The sequence below is a fragment of the Psychromonas sp. MME1 genome (assembly GCF_041080865.1).
Lineage (GTDB): Bacteria > Pseudomonadota > Gammaproteobacteria > Enterobacterales > Psychromonadaceae > Psychromonas.
In genome coordinates this window covers 1,821,542-1,837,451 of the sequence record NZ_CP160906.1, presented here as the reverse complement: position 1 = coordinate 1,837,451, position 15,910 = coordinate 1,821,542, and the positions used below count along the sequence as shown (strand labels likewise).

The window sequence follows — 15,910 nt, the reverse complement described above, 5'->3', positions numbered from 1 at the left end:
CCTTGCTTGGTTATTAATTGAGCGCTTTTTTGCGGGATAGTTTATTGACATATAAATTTTGATCGGCGATGGCAAATAGCTGATCTGCTGTTTGTCCCATTTGCCAATGACTAAAGCCAACGGCACAGGAAAAATTAATTTCCCGTAATAAATGGTTTTGATTGATCTCTTTAAATAAACGCCGAGTAACGATATTGACCGATTGCTGCTCACCTGGCTGCAAAATAATAACAAACTCATCGCCCCCTAAGCGAAACACCATGTCTGTCGTACGTACGCTCTTGGTTAATACCACTGCAAAATGTTGTAGAACCTGATCTCCCTTAAGGTGTCCAAGGGTATCGTTGATTATCTTGAAATCATTAATATCTAGTACGATGATAGATAAATCCTGTTCACATCGGTTGCTTTGATCGATGGCCCGCAAAATCGCTTCATCATAATAGGCTCTATTGCCGACATTGGTCAGGTGATCCTTAAATATCATCGCGTTAAGTTCTGATATCTTTAATACATAGCGCAGGTTAGGCACTAATAATATATGTAATTCGGTTAATATTTTACTCTCTTTCGTACCCAAAGGTTTACTGCTTTGGTAGGTAATCGCACCTATTCGCTCACCATTTTCCGTGCGCGATAAATTGAAGGTATGGCTATAATTAAATTTCTTTTCTAGTTTGATACTAAAGAAACCATGTGCCGATTGAAAACGAATATTAAAAGGGCGGACAAATCTTGCCACTAAGGTGGCAAAATTGTTCATTAATTCCTTTAATTGAAAAGATTCCTGCAATAACTCGATAGACAACAATTTATCCTCAGGCTTTAGCAAAGTATCATTGCTAAATACGGTGAATATCTTGTCGCTAAGCGGTAGTGTCTGAATTTTATCTTGTGTGGTTGCTTCCATAGAATACCCCGTTATTTGGCAAACCAATGATTTCCTTTATCCTGCTCCTATCTAAGCATGAACTATGCCAAGTAATATTGACAATTCGTTGTGTTTTTATTTTTAAGATGTTGGCTATGCTTAAAGGGATATTGGTTATCTGTTTTTTGGCAAAAAAAAAGGGGGAGCTAAGTGCTTAACGATCTTTTATTACTACTATTTTTTGCCATCATTAGTGTGATTATTTTCAGGCAATTACGTTTATCTAATATTGTTGCTTATCTTTTTACTGGCTTTGTACTTGGCCCGTCTCTACTGAATTACCTAGCCTCTTACCATGAGATAGAGTTGGTGGCTGAATTTGGTATTGTGTTTTTGATGTTTTCGCTGGGGTTGGAGTTTTCTCTAAAAAAACTGATTGATATGCGCCGTTCGGTATTTGGCGTAGGTATATTACAAGTTGTTGTTTCGTTTTTTCTATTTTTCGCATTAAGTCAATTGTTTGCCATGAGCTGGCAGGAATCCTTTGCCGTTGCCTCTGTGTTGACCATGTCTTCAACTGCTATTATCGTCAAACTTTTGTCAGACAAACAGCAATTACATTCACAGGTTGGTAAGTTGTCTATTGCCATTTTGCTGTTTCAGGATCTGGCCGTTGTCCCATTTTTAATTATTATTCCAATCATCGCTGTGCCTAATGTTGAAGGTGGATTAGTCGTACCATTATCCATTGCTGCGATGAAAGGCGGTTTTGCTGTTGCATTATTACTCTCCATTGGACATTGGTTATTGCCGCGATTTTTTTATGAAATGGGGCGGCTACGTTTCGATGAAACCTTTATTCTTTCAACACTATTTATTAGCCTGTTTGCTGCTTGGTTTACCCAAAAACTGGGTTTATCGATGGCGTTAGGAGCTTTTTTAGCTGGGATGATGCTTGCCGAGAGTCATTATCGTCACCAAATCTCTGCGGATATAAGGCCATTTAAAGATATATTAATGGCGATGTTTTTTATCTCTATTGGCACCCTGCTGAATTTTGATGTACTGCGCAATGATTTGAGCACGTTAATTTTAATCGTTTTTTGTGTGATGTTGGCAAAAGTTGTGACCATTACTAGCGCGGCATTAATTATGCGTGAAAAGCTTAAAACAGCCTTGGGAGTTGGTATCGCACTCGCACAAATGGGCGAGTTTGGTTTTATTTTAGTTGCTTTAGCCAATAAGTATCATTTGCTTGATGAACAACTATCTTCATTATTGATAGCAACTGGCGTGTTAAGTATGTCTTTAACGCCTTTATTGGTTAATTATAGCCAAAAAATAGCCGTAGAAGTGCTACACCATTCAGCCAAAGTATTTAATTTTCGCCAGCCTTTGCCTGGCCAATTTGCTAATCACACGATTATTTGTGGTTATGGTCGTGTTGGGCAAATACTGTCGCGTTTTTTAAGGGCAGAATCTCTGCCATTCATTGTTTTAGATAGAGATCCTCTGCGTGTTAAGGAAGCGCGAGAAGGCGGAGAGATGGTTGAGTTTGGTGATGCAAGCCGCCGTGAAATATTACTTATTGCGGGTATTGAAAAGGCAAAGTTGTTAATTATTACCTTTGATGATCTTAAGCGCTCGATGGCCTTGTTAGGACAAATTAGACAAATAAACCCAAAGGTAAAGGTATTGGTGCGAACTAAAAATGACCAAGGAATAGATCAATTGCAGGAAGCTGGAGCTACGCAAGTTGTTCCTGAGGTGTTAGAGGGGGGGTTGATGTTGGTTGCCCACGTGCTATTTTTATCAGGTATTCCCCATCGTAAAATCATTGAGCGCTTGGATCTGGAAAGGAAAAGTAAATATCAAAATTTACATGGCTTTTACTACGGACAAGATAGTCAATTAGAGAAGAATGCCTGGTTAATTGAGCAAATTCATGCCGTGGTTTTATCACCACAGTCACAAATGATAGGCAGTTACATCGCTGACTTTAGCTTGTCAGGTGTGATCATTAAATCATTACACAGAGCAGATGGTGAAGAAGTTATTCTTTCCCATGATACCCGCTTTGTAACGGGTGACACGGTCATATTACAGGGAGAAAAAGCGACCCTATTAGAAGCTGAAAGAATATTACAACGACAAATCCACGAATCGCCAATTTAATAGCAATCCGCATTATCTTGTTGGTTAAAAATAATAGATAACCGCGTTGCATTTAATCGTAAAAGCTAGCGATTACGATTAAATGCGCCTTGCTCTGTATCATTTTTCCTCAACATGCTATGACCATAATATTATGTGAATTGTTATAACCTACCCCGGGCGTTGATCAATTCGTGCCGACAGTAACATTTTGGCATAGCAGATAACAAACAGAACAAAGGCTGTGCACCAGAAAATAATCGACAACCAATACCCCATTATCGGAGAATTAGGTTGTATGTATGGATAAATGAGGCGTATTAAACCCGATATTGCTGTGCTCGCAAAGGCAATATTCATCCATTTTTCAGAAATTAATGGTCGCCCTGTATGGCCTAAAGAAACGCGACTTATCATTGCTAAAATAACGCCGCCAATACCACCAATAGCTGAAAGGTGTATCATGGTGATTGCGTTAATGGCGGGAATAAATAGTGCCATAGAATAGAGAATAAGTCCGATGGCAAGCAGTAAGTAACTTAAATGTAATGACCAAAGTAAAGGTACAGGCAAAGTTATTTGTGGTCGCCAGCGTATTAGGCGAATGCTGTTGCTGATTCCCGCGAGTAAAGCCAAATAGCCACTAAAGATATTTAGTGGCGTAAAAAAAACAGTGAATGCGAGTAATAGTAAAGGGAGTAGCGCGCAATACTCTAGTACTTTTATGGGTTGTACTTTTTCTGAGTCGGTTCCTTTGCTCGTAAAAAAGGGGATAACGCGTCCACCCATTACCGCGATAATAAATAACACTAAAAAAAGCATGCTCCAAATAGCATCTTGGGCGAGTAGATAATCGTATTTTTGAAAGGCGTAGAGGCTAATGCCATTTAATAGCGTCATGGCAAATAGTAATGGCACAAAAAATAGGTTACGCCACTGCTTTGCATATAATACAGAGCGTGCTAATACAATAGCTGCTAGCGGCATCCAACTTAGTTCTAAAATCATGGTTAGCCAATATAGGTTAGGTGGAAAAGTAAATATTGCAATACGTCCTAATAACCAAAGCGTGACTAAAGCGCCTAATTTATAGCCTTTTAGCCCTGGATGCCCCGTCCAGTTCTGTACTGCCGTTAATAGAAAACCTAAAATAATTGCGCCAGCAAAACCAAAGAGCATTTCATGGGCATGCCACAGTGTCGGGGGCAATTGCGATGGTAGCGTGATGGTAGCAAAGAGCAATAGCCCCCATGTGATTGCACTAAATATGGCGAATAATGTGCCAACTAAAAAAAATGGACGAAAAGCTAGCCGAAACAGAGGCAATAATTGCTGTTCTGTGTGATTGTCGGTAATCTGTAGCATAATTAATTCCTAATATTGGTCAATGTGGATTAGAGGGCAACTTATGTCAGAAAACTTATCAGAAGTACTTTTTAGCGATAAAATTACTGTTCAAGAAACGTCAACCATTATCGCTAATTCCAGCAGTAAAAAAAACCATGCAACGAATAATGTTATTATGGAAGGGGAGTTGCAAGATAACTGGTATCGTTTATTAAAGTTTATGCTTTGGGCTTGGCAAGGGCTGGATATCATAGATTGTTACGAGGTACTTGCACATATTACCTCCGCTACAAATAAACGTAGCGATCCGCATATTCTTGATAGTGTCACTGGTTTTCGATCGGGGAATTGGAACTATGAGTGGACACAAAAGGCCATGCAGTATCAAAAGCAAGCTAATGAGTTCGCTAAATTGGGACAACGGGAATCTGCACGAAAAGCCTATTATACCGCCTCGCAATTTTATAGTGTGGCCAGTTATCCGCATTTAAGAAACGATGAATTAGCAGGACAGTCTCAAGCGTTAGCATTTTCAAATTATCGTGAGTCTTTTAAATTCACCGACCAATATATTATTAAAGAGGTTAAGTTTCCCTTTCAAGGTAAAGATGTCATTTGCTATTTGCATTTGCCCGATACTGAGACCATTCATCCCGTGGTCATTGTTAGTGGTGGACTCGATTCTCTACAATGCGATTTGTTACCACTATTTGAAAAGGATTTGGCACCAGCAAAAATAGCAATGTTGACCGTTGACCTACCGGGTATAGGGTTGTCTACGCATGTTAAACTGAGTCAAGATTCATCCTCCCTACACCAGGAGATAATTCATCAACTGAAAAACGTTCCTTGGGTTGATCATAATCGAATCTCGTTAATGGGCATGCGTTTTGGTGGTAATATCGCCACAAGATTGGCCTTTTTAGAGCCTAAATCGGTCAAATCTGTGGTGGCAGTTGGGGCCGCAGTAGCAAGCTTATTTGATAAATTGGATAACTTTAAAAAATTGCCACCGATGTTGTTAGATTGTCTTGCTTCACGTATGCAATTAAATAATTCCGATGCTGAATTGCTTTATCAACATTGCGTTCCTTTCTCGCTAGTCACGCAAGGTTTATTAGGACGTAAACGTATCAATACACCGTTACTGAGTATTGGTCATAAAAACGATATCGTCTGTAATGAAAATGATTTGCGTATGATTGCGAGAACAAGCCACGAAGGGGAGTCTCATATTATTGATAAACCTCCCATTTTTGAATCATATTTGAACTCTTTACGGTATTCTAGTGAGTGGCTAGCAAGACATCTTGCTGAGTGAATGTTAAATTAAGCATCGATGAATCTCGAATAAGGATAGTTTTTCATGACAGTAAACAGTAGCAGTGGACCTTCACGAGGTAGATTATATAAATTATTTACCGATTTAGGACCCTATTTTCGTCGCCAAAGCTCAACGGATTCGACTTTCTTTTTTGATTGTTTAGAAATTTGTGTTGATGATAATAAAGAGCCTGAAGAGCGAGAGTTTTTAGGTTGGTCGATGTTAGTAACTTTAGATGAAACAGGATTCCGTTATCAACGCTTTGATGGTATTTATAATTTAGCGGGTAATTGGGTTGCATATCCACTCGATGAATCTCAAAAAATACAGATAGATAAGGCATTTGAGTTGTTTTTAACTCGTTTATCTAACATGCTTGAAGTGGAAGCAAGTAGCAAATTAATCGCCTTAGAAGAGGTTAGTTTAACCGAGGCATAATTAATTTTCGATCAAGCTGACGGCTATACGTGCGAAGCGATAATGAATAATGATATACTTGAAAACAGCAACGACATGTCGTTGCTGTTTTTTTATTGCTGGATAACCCCTTACGAAGAGTCTTTTTTGGCAGGGGGATTTTTTACGTCTAATTTAAAATGAAATAAACATGAAAATCAATACAAAGACGATAGTGGTAAAGTTGGGGACCAGTGTGCTGACCAGTGGCACTGCAAAATTGGACCGTGCTCATATGGTTGAGATAGTCCGTCAGTGTGCACATCTGCAGCAGCAAGGGCATCAAATGATAGTTGTTACTTCTGGTGCTATTGCAGCTGGCAAAGAGCATTTAAATATGCCCGGTATCGCACCGACGATCGCCAATAAGCAAATGCTTGCGGCGGTTGGGCAAGGGCAATTAGTACGAGAATGGGAAAATCTATTTAAAATTTATGGTCTGCATGTTGGGCAGATGCTACTGACGCGTGCTGACTTAGATGACCACTCTCGATATTTAAATGCACGAGATACGATTAAAACACTACTCAAACACCGCATTATTCCCTTAGTGAATGAGAATGATGCGGTTGCAACTAGTGAGATTAAAGTCGGTGACAATGATAACCTTTCTGCATTAGTTGCATTACTAGCTGATGCGGATCAACTACTGTTATTGACTGATCAAGCTGGATTATTTGATGCTGATCCGCGTAGTAATCCCGATGCAAAGTTATTGCCAGAAATCGCCATTATTACCGATGAAATACATGCTTTAGCGGGAGGCAGCGTCAGTGGTTTAGGGACAGGCGGCATGACCACTAAGATTGAGTCGGCGACGGTGGCGCATCGTGGTGGTATTGAAGTTATTATTGCATCTGGACATAAAAAAGATGTGATTATTGATGCCGTTAATAATGTACCCGTAGGTACCCGTTTTGTAACACAGAATTGCCGCTTAGAAGCGCGTAAAAATTGGATTCATGCCGGTTCTCGGGCCGCGGGCAGTATTCTTGTTGATGACGGTGCCCAAAAGGCGATTATAGAGTCTGGCAGTAGTTTATTAGCCAAAGGTATTACTAAGGTATCAGGTAGTTTCCAACGAGGGGAGGTCGTTTCTATTCGCGCTCAATCGGGCACTGAAATAGCCCGTGGGATCGTTCGTTATAAATGTATTGATGTCGATAAAATAAAAGGCTTACATTCGGATCAAATTGAAGCCTGTTTAGGGTTTGAACATGGTCGAGTGGTCATTCATCGTGATGATTTAGTCCTGTTATAAATTAATAAAGGAATGCAAATGAATTTACAAAAGATGGGTAAAGCAGCACAACAAGCAAGTTATGAACTTGCTATTACCGACAGTAAGAAAAAGAATGCGGCGTTAGAGGCTATTGCCCAGGCGCTGCAAGCAAATCAAGCAAAAATAGTTGCCGCGAATCAAGAAGATATTCAAGCTGGTGTTGAGGCCGGTTTAAGCGCTGCGCTATTGGATCGTTTACTACTTGATGAAACGCGTTTAGCTGGGATCATTGCCGATTTGCGCAGTGTGATTCAGCTCGATGATCCTGTGGGAGAAGAGTTTGATAGTAAATTACTAGAAAACGGATTAAAACTGAGCAAGCGTCGTGTACCTGTGGGTGTGATTGGTGTTATTTATGAAGCGCGTCCTAATGTAACCATTGATATTGCCGCGCTCTGTTTAAAAACAGGCAATGCTGCGATTTTACGTGGTGGTAAAGAGACAATCCGCTCTAATATGGTGTTAGTTGAAGTGATTCAAATGGCTCTGCAAGCAAGTGGCTTACCTAAAACAGCGGTACAATACATTGAAAATACTGACCGCGCTTTGGTTTCTGAATTACTTAAAATGGACAACTACGTGGATATGATCATTCCTCGCGGTAATTCGGGGTTACAACAATTTTGTAAAGAGAACAGTACCATACCGGTGATTATTGGTGGGATTGGCATTTGTCATCTATTTGTTGAACAAAGTGCCGATTTAGATAAAGCATTACTGCTTGTTGAAAATGCCAAGGTACAGCGTCCAAGTGTGTGTAATGCTTTAGATACACTCTTAGTCGAAGCGTCCATCGCGGATCTATTTTTACCTAAATTAGCTGCACATTTACAACCATTAGGTGTGACGTTAGTTGCCGACCAACAGGCAAAAATTATTTTAGGTGACAATGCACAAGCAGCCCAAGAAGGCGATTTCTCTCGTGAATGGTTGTCGTTACATCTGGGCGTTAAAGTTGTTGCTGATTTGAGTCAAGCATTAGTACATATTCGCGAACATAGTTCACAACATTCTGACGGTATTTTGACGAATGATTTCACACTTGCCAATCAGTTTGTTAATGCCGTTAATTCTTCTGCGGTATATGTTAATGCGAGCACACGTTTTACCGATGGTAGTCAATTTGGTCTAGGTGCTGAAGTGGCTGTTTCGACGCAAAAATTACATGCGCGTGGACCAATGGGGTTAAAAGAGCTGACGACCTATAAGTGGATTGGTATTGGTGATTATTTAATACGTCAATAAAGGCATATTTTTTATCGGGTTTGTTATGTTGGCATGATTAATGCAATAAAATTCATTGGTCTAGTTGTTTTATAGCAAGCTATTCCGCCTCTATTTCGACAAAGCATGCAAATGAGATACCTTTGTTATTGAATAGCTAGATTGTGATGCGATATAAAATATGTATCACAAATTATTTATCTGCAACATTAAGTAAGCTAGTAAATGGTTCATTAATCATTAAAATAGCAAGCATTATTATTAAACATTAAGGCATTATGATGAAAAAACAGGCTGGTTTTACATTAATCGAATTGGTTATTGTAATTATTATTTTAGGTATTTTAGCCGCTACGGCAGTGCCTAAATTTATTAACTTACAAAGTGATGCTCGTGCATCTGCGCTTGACGGCGTGAAGGGCGCTTTAGAAGGGGCTGCAAGTATCGTTTATTCTAAGGCGGCGATAGACGGCCTTGATAAAATAGATAGTACGACGCTTAATTCACCAAACGGTGATATTGCAATTGTCTACGGTTACCCTAGCACCACGTCGGTAGCGCTGAGCACTGCAGCTAATTTAGACTCAACGGATTGGATTATTAATGGCTCAGCTGGCGCCCTAGGTAGCTCAGCAACTATCTATTCAAAAGGCACGGTATCTGGTTCAACCGCAACTTGTCAGGTTACTTATACACTTGCCAACACAAGTGATGCACGACCAACTATCACTGTTGATGCGACGGGTTGTTAATTATTTAATAATATATATTACTCATTACATGATGCACTCCTCTTGAGACTGCATTGGTTTATTTCTAATAAAAAGGTTTACCATGAAAAAGCAAACGGGTTTTACATTAATTGAATTAGTCATTGTCATTATTATTCTTGGCATTTTAGCGGCAACGGCAGTGCCAAAATTTATTAACCTACAAAGCGATGCGCGAGAGGCTGCATTAGGTGGGGTAAAAGGTGCATTGGAAGGGGCGGCAACCATCGTTTACTCAAAGGCGGCAATTGATGGGATTGAAAATGCATCCTCAGGCACTGTTGATGGGATCGCAATCGTTAATGGTTATCCTGCCGCTACTGAAGACGCACTGGGTACCGCTGCTAATTTAGATTCTGCTGATTGGACTATTTCTGTTAGCGGAAGCGCGGCTCTTATTTTCTCAGCAGATGTATCAGGTTCACCTTCAACTTGTTTGGTGAGATACACCCAATCCGCTGGCAGTGGTGCTCGACCAACGATTACCGTTGTTCCTGGTTGTTAATCGTTAAAGTATAAAAGAACATATTTTACTATCGATACAATGCCGTTCACCGAGAGCGGCATTTTTTTATTTGTTACTTTGTTAAAAAGTGACGCTTAGCGATACAATCGTTGCAAAGCCATTTATACTTTCTCCATCTCACCCTGTTTTTTAGGTAGCCTTTAACAATGATATTAGCTAATAAATCAATTACATCTGCAAAGGGATTTACCCTCATTGAATTGGTGATCGTAATTATTGTGTTAGGGTTATTGGCTGCAACCGCAGTACCGCGATTTATTGGTAAATCGAGTTTTGAAGATTACACCGTACAAGATCAGTTAATCGCACGATTACGTTTAGTACAGTTACAAAACATGAATGCAGATCCTAGCCCTAACGCCACGCGTAATGCTTGTTATTGGGTGGTGGTAACTGCGGATTGTTTTTATAATACACACACAGCCAGAGAAAATGGCCTCTGTAAAACACCTCCCTCCGCAAATAGTAATACTTGTAATAGTGATAGTTACGATGATCGCCATATTGTTACTTATTCGAACGGTATGTTAAGTGCTGATAATTACACCTTTGGTCAACATGGGAAACCGATTGCGGGGCCGTCATTTATTCCTCTAAATGGTGATAATCATCGTAGTATATCAATTGAGTCAGAGGGCTATATACATGAATAAGCGTCCCTTCTGTGAGCAAAGAGTTCGAGGCTTTACCTTGGTAGAGTTGGTCATTGGCATGGTGGTTTTGGCGATTGCTATGCTTAGCATGAATACGATGTTAACCTCGCAAAGTAAAGATGCACTCGAGCCACTCTATCGTTTGCGTGCTGCACAACTTGGGCAAAGCATTTTGCAAGATATATTAGCACGCTCCTTTGATCAAAATTCCGATCCTAATGGCGGTTATTTTCGTTGTGGTGAAATATGGCGCAATGGTGATTTGTGGTATGACGCTAATAGTAAAACGTGGGTTGATATTTCACCGCAACAAGCTGTGCCCTGTACTAATCCCGCTGATTATGGGCCAGATAGTGGTGAAGATCCCGATAATCATAGCCACTATAATGATGTCGATGATTTTATTGAGGTGAATTTTGTCAGCGTCGTAAACTATGGTGATGCCTTGGATCAACCCTATGCGACAGAGTACACAAACTACTTGGTGAAAATTGCCGTTACGCCTTATATAAATTCAACGGCAATGAAGTTAATTGAAGTGACTATTCGCACACCAAGCGGAGAAGAGATTTTATTTTCGGCGTTGAAGGGAAATTACTAATGCGAGGTAAAATGAAAGGGGGGGCTATTATCCACCGGGGCTTTACGTTAGTCGAGTTAGTTGTTGTTATTGTGTTGTTATCCCTATTGGGGATAATGACCAGCACTTACATCAGCACCGGTGTGGATATTTACACGGACAATGCCGAACGAGATGAATCTTTAAATAGTGTACGGTTCGTGATGGAGCGTTTACGTAGAGAAGTTGCTAATGCATTGCCAAATAGCGCATTAACTGATGCCAGTGGCCAATGTTTAACTTTTACACCGATTATCACAAGCACTATTTACAATGATAACTTTCCTATTTTTCCCGTAATTGCAAATAGAGGTACGATTGCGCCAATAAATAGCGATATGGTTAATGTGAAAGCGGTTGTTTATCTATTATCTGCGAGTGAATTAAGTAGCAGTAAGGTGCAAACTATCGGGCAATATACGGCCGGAGAGTCTCAGGTGACTTTTCCCAGTGCGATCAGTTTTCCTTTTTCTTCTCCGGCTAAACGGGTCTATTTTATTAATGATAGTGTGAGCTACTGTTTTAGTGGGAATAACATTAATCGTCGTGTTAATAGTGGTGCAGATCAATTAATGGCTGAGAATGTCACTGGTTTTTTTCAAGTAAGCGAGGCGACGTTACAGCGAAACGGTTTAGTATTAGCAACCTTTACCATGGATTTTGATGGTAAAGCAGCATCTGTCCTACAAACACTAGCCATCAATAATGTTCCCTAGTGAGCTTAATATACATATAGATTTAATGAGGTTTTTGTGAAAAAACAAATGGGTAGCGCAATTATTCTGGCAATATTTATTGTCATTATCATCTCTTTACTTGGGGCTAGTTTAGTCTCATTACAGCGTGATAATGCCAAGGGAACGAGTTATGAAATTTATGCAACGCGTGCTTATATGGCGGCATACTCAGCCTCCGAATTGGCTCTGCTTGAGCTATTTCCATTAGGGATGAGTGACTCTGTCGCAACTTGTAATAATGTTAGCGAAAAACCAGTTTTACCCAGTGGCAATGTTGGTTTTCATGGCTGTAGTGTAGATATTGCCTGTACTTTGCCTATTTCAGCAGGTGTGGCTACGCGTTATCAGATAGTGAGCACTGCTGTGTGTCAAACAAACGAAATTAATACACGCCGACAAATTACGGTGGAGGCAACGGGGCTATGATGCGTTTTAGTTATCTACTTTTATTGGTGCTTTGTTTTTATCCCGCGCTCTCTGTTGATGCTTGGAGTTGGAGGCCTACTGCAAAACCTACACCTACACCCACATCATTTTGTGATGCGCCGCCAGATATTAGCACCTATATTCGTATTGATGGCAATTTAACCGTGCCAAGCGGTACAACTTTAGTAAATAATTATTATGTGACCGGAAATTTGACGCTTGCGGAAACGAGTGGCAATCGTATTACTAGGATAGATGGAAACGTTTATGTTTTGGGGGATCTTAAGCTAAATAAAAAATCAGAAATTACTGGCTCTGCCTATGTACACGGGAGTGTTGATAAAGAAAATAATGGTAATACAGTCATTATTGGAGATATTTGTGAAAACATGCCCATTGATCTTCCCGTTGATGAATTAATTGGGCAATGTAACGAAATCTTTTCAGATGCAGCGCAGAGTTTTACCGAAAATAGTAGATTAACCATGTGGAATGATTCTAACATTGTTGATGATAGCACTAGTTTTAAGTTTACAACCCTTCAAGGAGGAGACTCCAATTGTCAAGGAAGTAAATGTTCTGTAAATGGTGGAAAATCTACGCCTTTGTCACCTTTCTATATCCCGACAATTCAAGGGCAGCACATTGAAGCGGTGCAATGGAAGACACCTTCTCATTTGACGCTAGGCGCATCTGTTGATGGTATAACTAATGGTATTTATAAGGGAATTATTTTTGGTGATTTAAAAGTGAATGCGAACAACGTTGAAAATGGAGCAAGTATCACTTTTTTAAAGCAAAATGACGCTATTGATCGCCCATATATGATCAATACTCTTACCTTAGAGGATTCTAAAGCCTCTGTGACTTTTAATTCTGGTGTTTATGCTATTAATAATTTCAATGCGCAAGGAGGGGGGACAATAAATATTGCAGGAGATGGTGAAGTTTATCTTTTTATTCAAAACCCCAGTAATATGCAATTTAAGGTTAATTCGCTTCCCGATAAGCTGCATATTATTTTAAATAAAACCGTCCAATTTAATAGTAATGCTCAAATACCCGCTTCGATCTACGTTAATGGTGACTTACAACTTGATAATAGCGTAAAAATTACCGGTAGAGTCTCTGCAAAAAATTTAACGATGACAGGTAACGCCGAGATTATTAATACAGAAGTTTGTGATAGCCCACCTCCCACTGATTTATATGCCTTCACTTTTGCTGGTACACAAAGCACAGCAATAAGCTGTGAACCTCACCCCGTTAAAATCCAAGTCTTGCTCGGGAATAGCATTGACACCAGTTACGCGAAGCAGGTTACGTTAAAAACCCGTACAGATTTTGGTGATTGGCGCATTGCTGACGCGAATGGCAGTTTAGACAATGGTATTCCCGGCGATGGCGTGGCCAGCTACCTATTTTCGACTGCTGATAATGGTGAAATAACGCTTTTTTTGGATCACAAGCAAACGGGGGATGTCACTATCAGCGTTGCAAATAGTGATGCGACTGCCAGCTTCGATATTAATTTTGGCAGTGCGATCATTAAAAGCGAATTTCATTGTCATAAGCCGCCAATCGCAGATAATTGTATTCCTACTGCTAATCGCCCCTTTTATTTAACGTTAACGGCACTGAAAGTGAATCCGGCAGACTCCAAATGTATCAATTATAACCCTTCTGCCATCTCTTTTTGGTCGGAATATCGTAATCCAACTGCGCCTGTTGGTCTCTCGGTTGAGGTTGCGGAAAATGCCATTTCTAAGGACCCACTCACGCCGACTGCAATTACTATTCCTTTTAGTGGTGGTGTTGCAACTGTCTCTACTAACTACCCCGATGCTGGTGAAATAGCTGTGCATGTTAGTGATGTTGATGATGCCGCTATGCAAAGTGCAGCCGTTACTATTGTTAATCCCTATCAACTAATGATTGATACGGTCACCGAACAGCCACGTAATGTCGACTCGACTCGAGATGTCTCTGATGAAGGATTTATTCGAGCAAGCGTGCCTAATTATGCAGATTTAACGGTAGATACCTTTAATGTCACGGTGAACGCGCTTAAGTACTGTGATGATGAGACAACAAATAAGAACTGCAAAGGTGAAGCCAATTATCAGAATAAAACACCGAGTTTTGCTAATGATATAACTTTAGATCCTTCTCTTGTTTTCCCGACTTCAGCTTCTGCAGCGCAAGGGACGCTGTACTCTGAAAATGGATTAACGAAGCCAATGCAACTATCAGATAAAGGCAGTGTAACCTATCATGATTTAGCGTTTGATGAAGTGGGGACATTAGGATTAATGGCTAATAGTGATAATTATATTGCTAACGGAAACTCCATTTCCACTGTTGATGTAAAAGAGATCGGGCGCTTTTATCCCGATTATTTGGCTTTTACAGCGGATAGTTATCATAGTGAGCCTGTTTGTAGTGCGAACGATTTTGCCTATATGGGGCAACCTGACGCCTTAGTTGTTAGTTATCAATTGGCGGCATTTGCACAAACACATAGCGGTAACGAAGCTAAAATAACGCGTAATTACGATGCTAATTATACGTATCCAGTGGCGACATCTTTTCAACATTTTGCCTACGATTCTAACGGAACTGAGCTGATTGGCTTTAAAGACAACCCTTATTTTAACCGAATATTTTCGAATAACTCCTATGATCCGAATCTTTGGAATCAGGGGGTATATAATCCGCTATCTAGCAGTATGCAAAAGTTTAGTCTCGGTTTAAAAAGAACAGTCGATAGCACTAATAAGATCGTACCTGATGGCCCATTTAGCAATGGCAACGAAGTAGGCTATCGTATTGAGCTTACAGGCACTGATGGTGAAAAATTACAAACTGGCTTATCTCAATTTTGCGCTGATGACAGATGTGAAATCGGCAAGTTAAATGATTTAATGTACGGGCGTTTACAAGCGGGAAATGGTTACGGCAGTGAATTTCAAGCGATTCGCACTAATGTACGAACGACCTATTTTAATGGCGTAGATTTTGCGCCTATGTACCGGGATCAATGTACGACAATAGGCAACGATGATATTAGTAGTGTTCCGATAAAAGACACAAATAATGAAATAATAGTCGGTAGTGGCAAAACGCAACTAAATGTCATCAATACAAGCTTAATTAATGGGCTTAGCTATTTTGATTTTTCAGCGCCTAATTCGCCAGGGAAATTAGATTATTTTATTGATTTAAAAGACATTGCTCCATGGCTATTGGATAGCAGCAATGCTGTTTTCTGTCCTGCAACTGGCGAACAAAATTGTGTGGCGGGACAGGTACAGTTTGGCCTATACCGAGGTAATGAGCGCATTATTTACCGTTTACAAACCTTTAATTAAAAAGCTGCTTAGCACATCGTATTTTGCTAAATTAAAAACATTTACTAGGTTACAATTTGCTATTGCTAACATTTTTACATAAAAAGTAAATTTGTAGTCAAATTTTAATTTTTTCATACTACGCTTTAGTGTGAACTCAATAAAAAGGAA

At 39.9% G+C, this 15,910-nt stretch carries 14 protein-coding genes; 12 read left to right on the top strand and 2 right to left on the bottom strand.

Annotated features, from left to right (window positions below; genetic code table 11):
* Positions 1–13: 13 nt before the first annotated feature.
* Positions 14–910, bottom strand: a complete 897-nt coding sequence (locus AB2N10_RS08325; protein ID WP_354624148.1) for a GGDEF domain-containing protein — start codon at positions 908–910, stop codon at positions 14–16.
* A 171-nt stretch (positions 911–1,081) separates the two neighbouring features.
* On the opposite strand from AB2N10_RS08325, the gene AB2N10_RS08320 reads away from it, so the two are divergent.
* Positions 1,082–3,046, top strand: coding sequence for a cation:proton antiporter (locus AB2N10_RS08320; RefSeq protein ID WP_369433686.1), 1,965 nt, complete (start codon positions 1,082–1,084; stop codon positions 3,044–3,046).
* A gap of 150 nt (positions 3,047–3,196) precedes the next feature.
* Here the strand turns inward: AB2N10_RS08320 and AB2N10_RS08315 are convergent, their stop codons facing one another.
* Complete coding sequence (locus tag AB2N10_RS08315; RefSeq protein ID WP_354624152.1) at positions 3,197–4,390, bottom strand: NnrS family protein; 1,194 nt, start codon at positions 4,388–4,390, stop codon at positions 3,197–3,199.
* A 43-nt stretch (positions 4,391–4,433) separates the two neighbouring features.
* Between AB2N10_RS08315 and frsA the strand changes: the two genes are divergently transcribed.
* The 11 genes from frsA to AB2N10_RS08260 all read left to right on the top strand — a co-directional run bounded on the left by frsA (position 4,434) and on the right by AB2N10_RS08260 (position 15,760).
* Positions 4,434–5,693, top strand: coding sequence for an esterase FrsA (gene frsA, locus AB2N10_RS08310; RefSeq protein ID WP_354624153.1), 1,260 nt, complete (start codon positions 4,434–4,436; stop codon positions 5,691–5,693).
* A gap of 45 nt (positions 5,694–5,738) precedes the next feature.
* Entirely contained in the window at positions 5,739–6,134 is a 396-nt protein-coding gene (gene crl / locus AB2N10_RS08305; protein WP_354624154.1) for a sigma factor-binding protein Crl, read from the top strand.
* A gap of 163 nt (positions 6,135–6,297) precedes the next feature.
* Complete coding sequence (gene proB, locus AB2N10_RS08300; protein WP_354624194.1) at positions 6,298–7,413, top strand: glutamate 5-kinase; 1,116 nt, start codon at positions 6,298–6,300, stop codon at positions 7,411–7,413.
* A gap of 18 nt (positions 7,414–7,431) precedes the next feature.
* A complete protein-coding gene (locus AB2N10_RS08295) occupies positions 7,432–8,679 on the top strand; it encodes a glutamate-5-semialdehyde dehydrogenase (protein ID WP_354624155.1) in 1,248 nt (415 codons plus the stop codon).
* 257 nt (positions 8,680–8,936) lie between these two features.
* Positions 8,937–9,410: a prepilin-type N-terminal cleavage/methylation domain-containing protein gene (locus tag AB2N10_RS08290; RefSeq protein WP_354624156.1), complete on the top strand. Its 474-nt coding sequence runs from the start codon at positions 8,937–8,939 to the stop codon at positions 9,408–9,410.
* Positions 9,411–9,492: 82 nt separating this feature from the next.
* A complete protein-coding gene (locus AB2N10_RS08285) occupies positions 9,493–9,933 on the top strand; it encodes a prepilin-type N-terminal cleavage/methylation domain-containing protein (RefSeq protein ID WP_354624157.1) in 441 nt (146 codons plus the stop codon).
* A gap of 167 nt (positions 9,934–10,100) precedes the next feature.
* The gene (locus tag AB2N10_RS08280) at positions 10,101–10,607 is read left to right on the top strand and encodes a type II secretion system protein (protein WP_354624158.1); all 507 of its coding nucleotides are present in this window, start codon (positions 10,101–10,103) and stop codon (positions 10,605–10,607) included.
* On the top strand, positions 10,600–11,208 hold the full coding sequence (locus tag AB2N10_RS08275) for a prepilin-type N-terminal cleavage/methylation domain-containing protein (protein WP_354624159.1): 609 nt from the start codon (positions 10,600–10,602) through the stop codon (positions 11,206–11,208). The genes AB2N10_RS08280 and AB2N10_RS08275 overlap by 8 nt, the downstream gene beginning before the upstream one ends.
* Positions 11,208–11,942 carry a prepilin-type N-terminal cleavage/methylation domain-containing protein gene (locus AB2N10_RS08270; protein WP_354624160.1) on the top strand — a complete coding sequence of 245 codons (735 nt, stop codon included), beginning with the start codon at positions 11,208–11,210 and terminating at the stop codon, positions 11,940–11,942. Before AB2N10_RS08275 ends, AB2N10_RS08270 begins: the two co-directional genes overlap by 1 nt.
* Before the next feature lie 36 nt (positions 11,943–11,978).
* Positions 11,979–12,389 (top strand): hypothetical protein, encoded by a 411-nt coding sequence (locus AB2N10_RS08265; RefSeq protein WP_354624161.1) that lies wholly within the window; start codon positions 11,979–11,981, stop codon positions 12,387–12,389.
* Positions 12,386–15,760 (top strand): DUF6701 domain-containing protein, encoded by a 3,375-nt coding sequence (locus tag AB2N10_RS08260; RefSeq protein WP_369433685.1) that lies wholly within the window; start codon positions 12,386–12,388, stop codon positions 15,758–15,760. The genes AB2N10_RS08265 and AB2N10_RS08260 overlap by 4 nt, the downstream gene beginning before the upstream one ends.
* Positions 15,761–15,910: the final 150 nt, after the last annotated feature.

What these genes read in the sequence shown, in the direction of transcription:
- AB2N10_RS08325 (WP_354624148.1), bottom strand. Translation starts at nt 910, where the DNA reads ATGGAAGCAACCACACAAGATAAAATTCAGACACTACCGCTTAGCGAC.
- AB2N10_RS08315 (WP_354624152.1), bottom strand. Translation starts at nt 4,390, where the DNA reads ATGCTACAGATTACCGACAATCACACAGAACAGCAATTATTGCCTCTG.
- frsA (WP_354624153.1), top strand. Translation starts at nt 4,434, where the DNA reads ATGTCAGAAAACTTATCAGAAGTACTTTTTAGCGATAAAATTACTGTT.
- crl (WP_354624154.1), top strand. Translation starts at nt 5,739, where the DNA reads ATGACAGTAAACAGTAGCAGTGGACCTTCACGAGGTAGATTATATAAA.
- AB2N10_RS08295 (WP_354624155.1), top strand. Translation starts at nt 7,432, where the DNA reads ATGAATTTACAAAAGATGGGTAAAGCAGCACAACAAGCAAGTTATGAA.
- AB2N10_RS08290 (WP_354624156.1), top strand. Translation starts at nt 8,937, where the DNA reads ATGATGAAAAAACAGGCTGGTTTTACATTAATCGAATTGGTTATTGTA.
- AB2N10_RS08285 (WP_354624157.1), top strand. Translation starts at nt 9,493, where the DNA reads ATGAAAAAGCAAACGGGTTTTACATTAATTGAATTAGTCATTGTCATT.
- AB2N10_RS08280 (WP_354624158.1), top strand. Translation starts at nt 10,101, where the DNA reads ATGATATTAGCTAATAAATCAATTACATCTGCAAAGGGATTTACCCTC.
- AB2N10_RS08275 (WP_354624159.1), top strand. Translation starts at nt 10,600, where the DNA reads ATGAATAAGCGTCCCTTCTGTGAGCAAAGAGTTCGAGGCTTTACCTTG.
- AB2N10_RS08270 (WP_354624160.1), top strand. Translation starts at nt 11,208, where the DNA reads ATGCGAGGTAAAATGAAAGGGGGGGCTATTATCCACCGGGGCTTTACG.
- AB2N10_RS08260 (WP_369433685.1), top strand. Translation starts at nt 12,386, where the DNA reads ATGATGCGTTTTAGTTATCTACTTTTATTGGTGCTTTGTTTTTATCCC.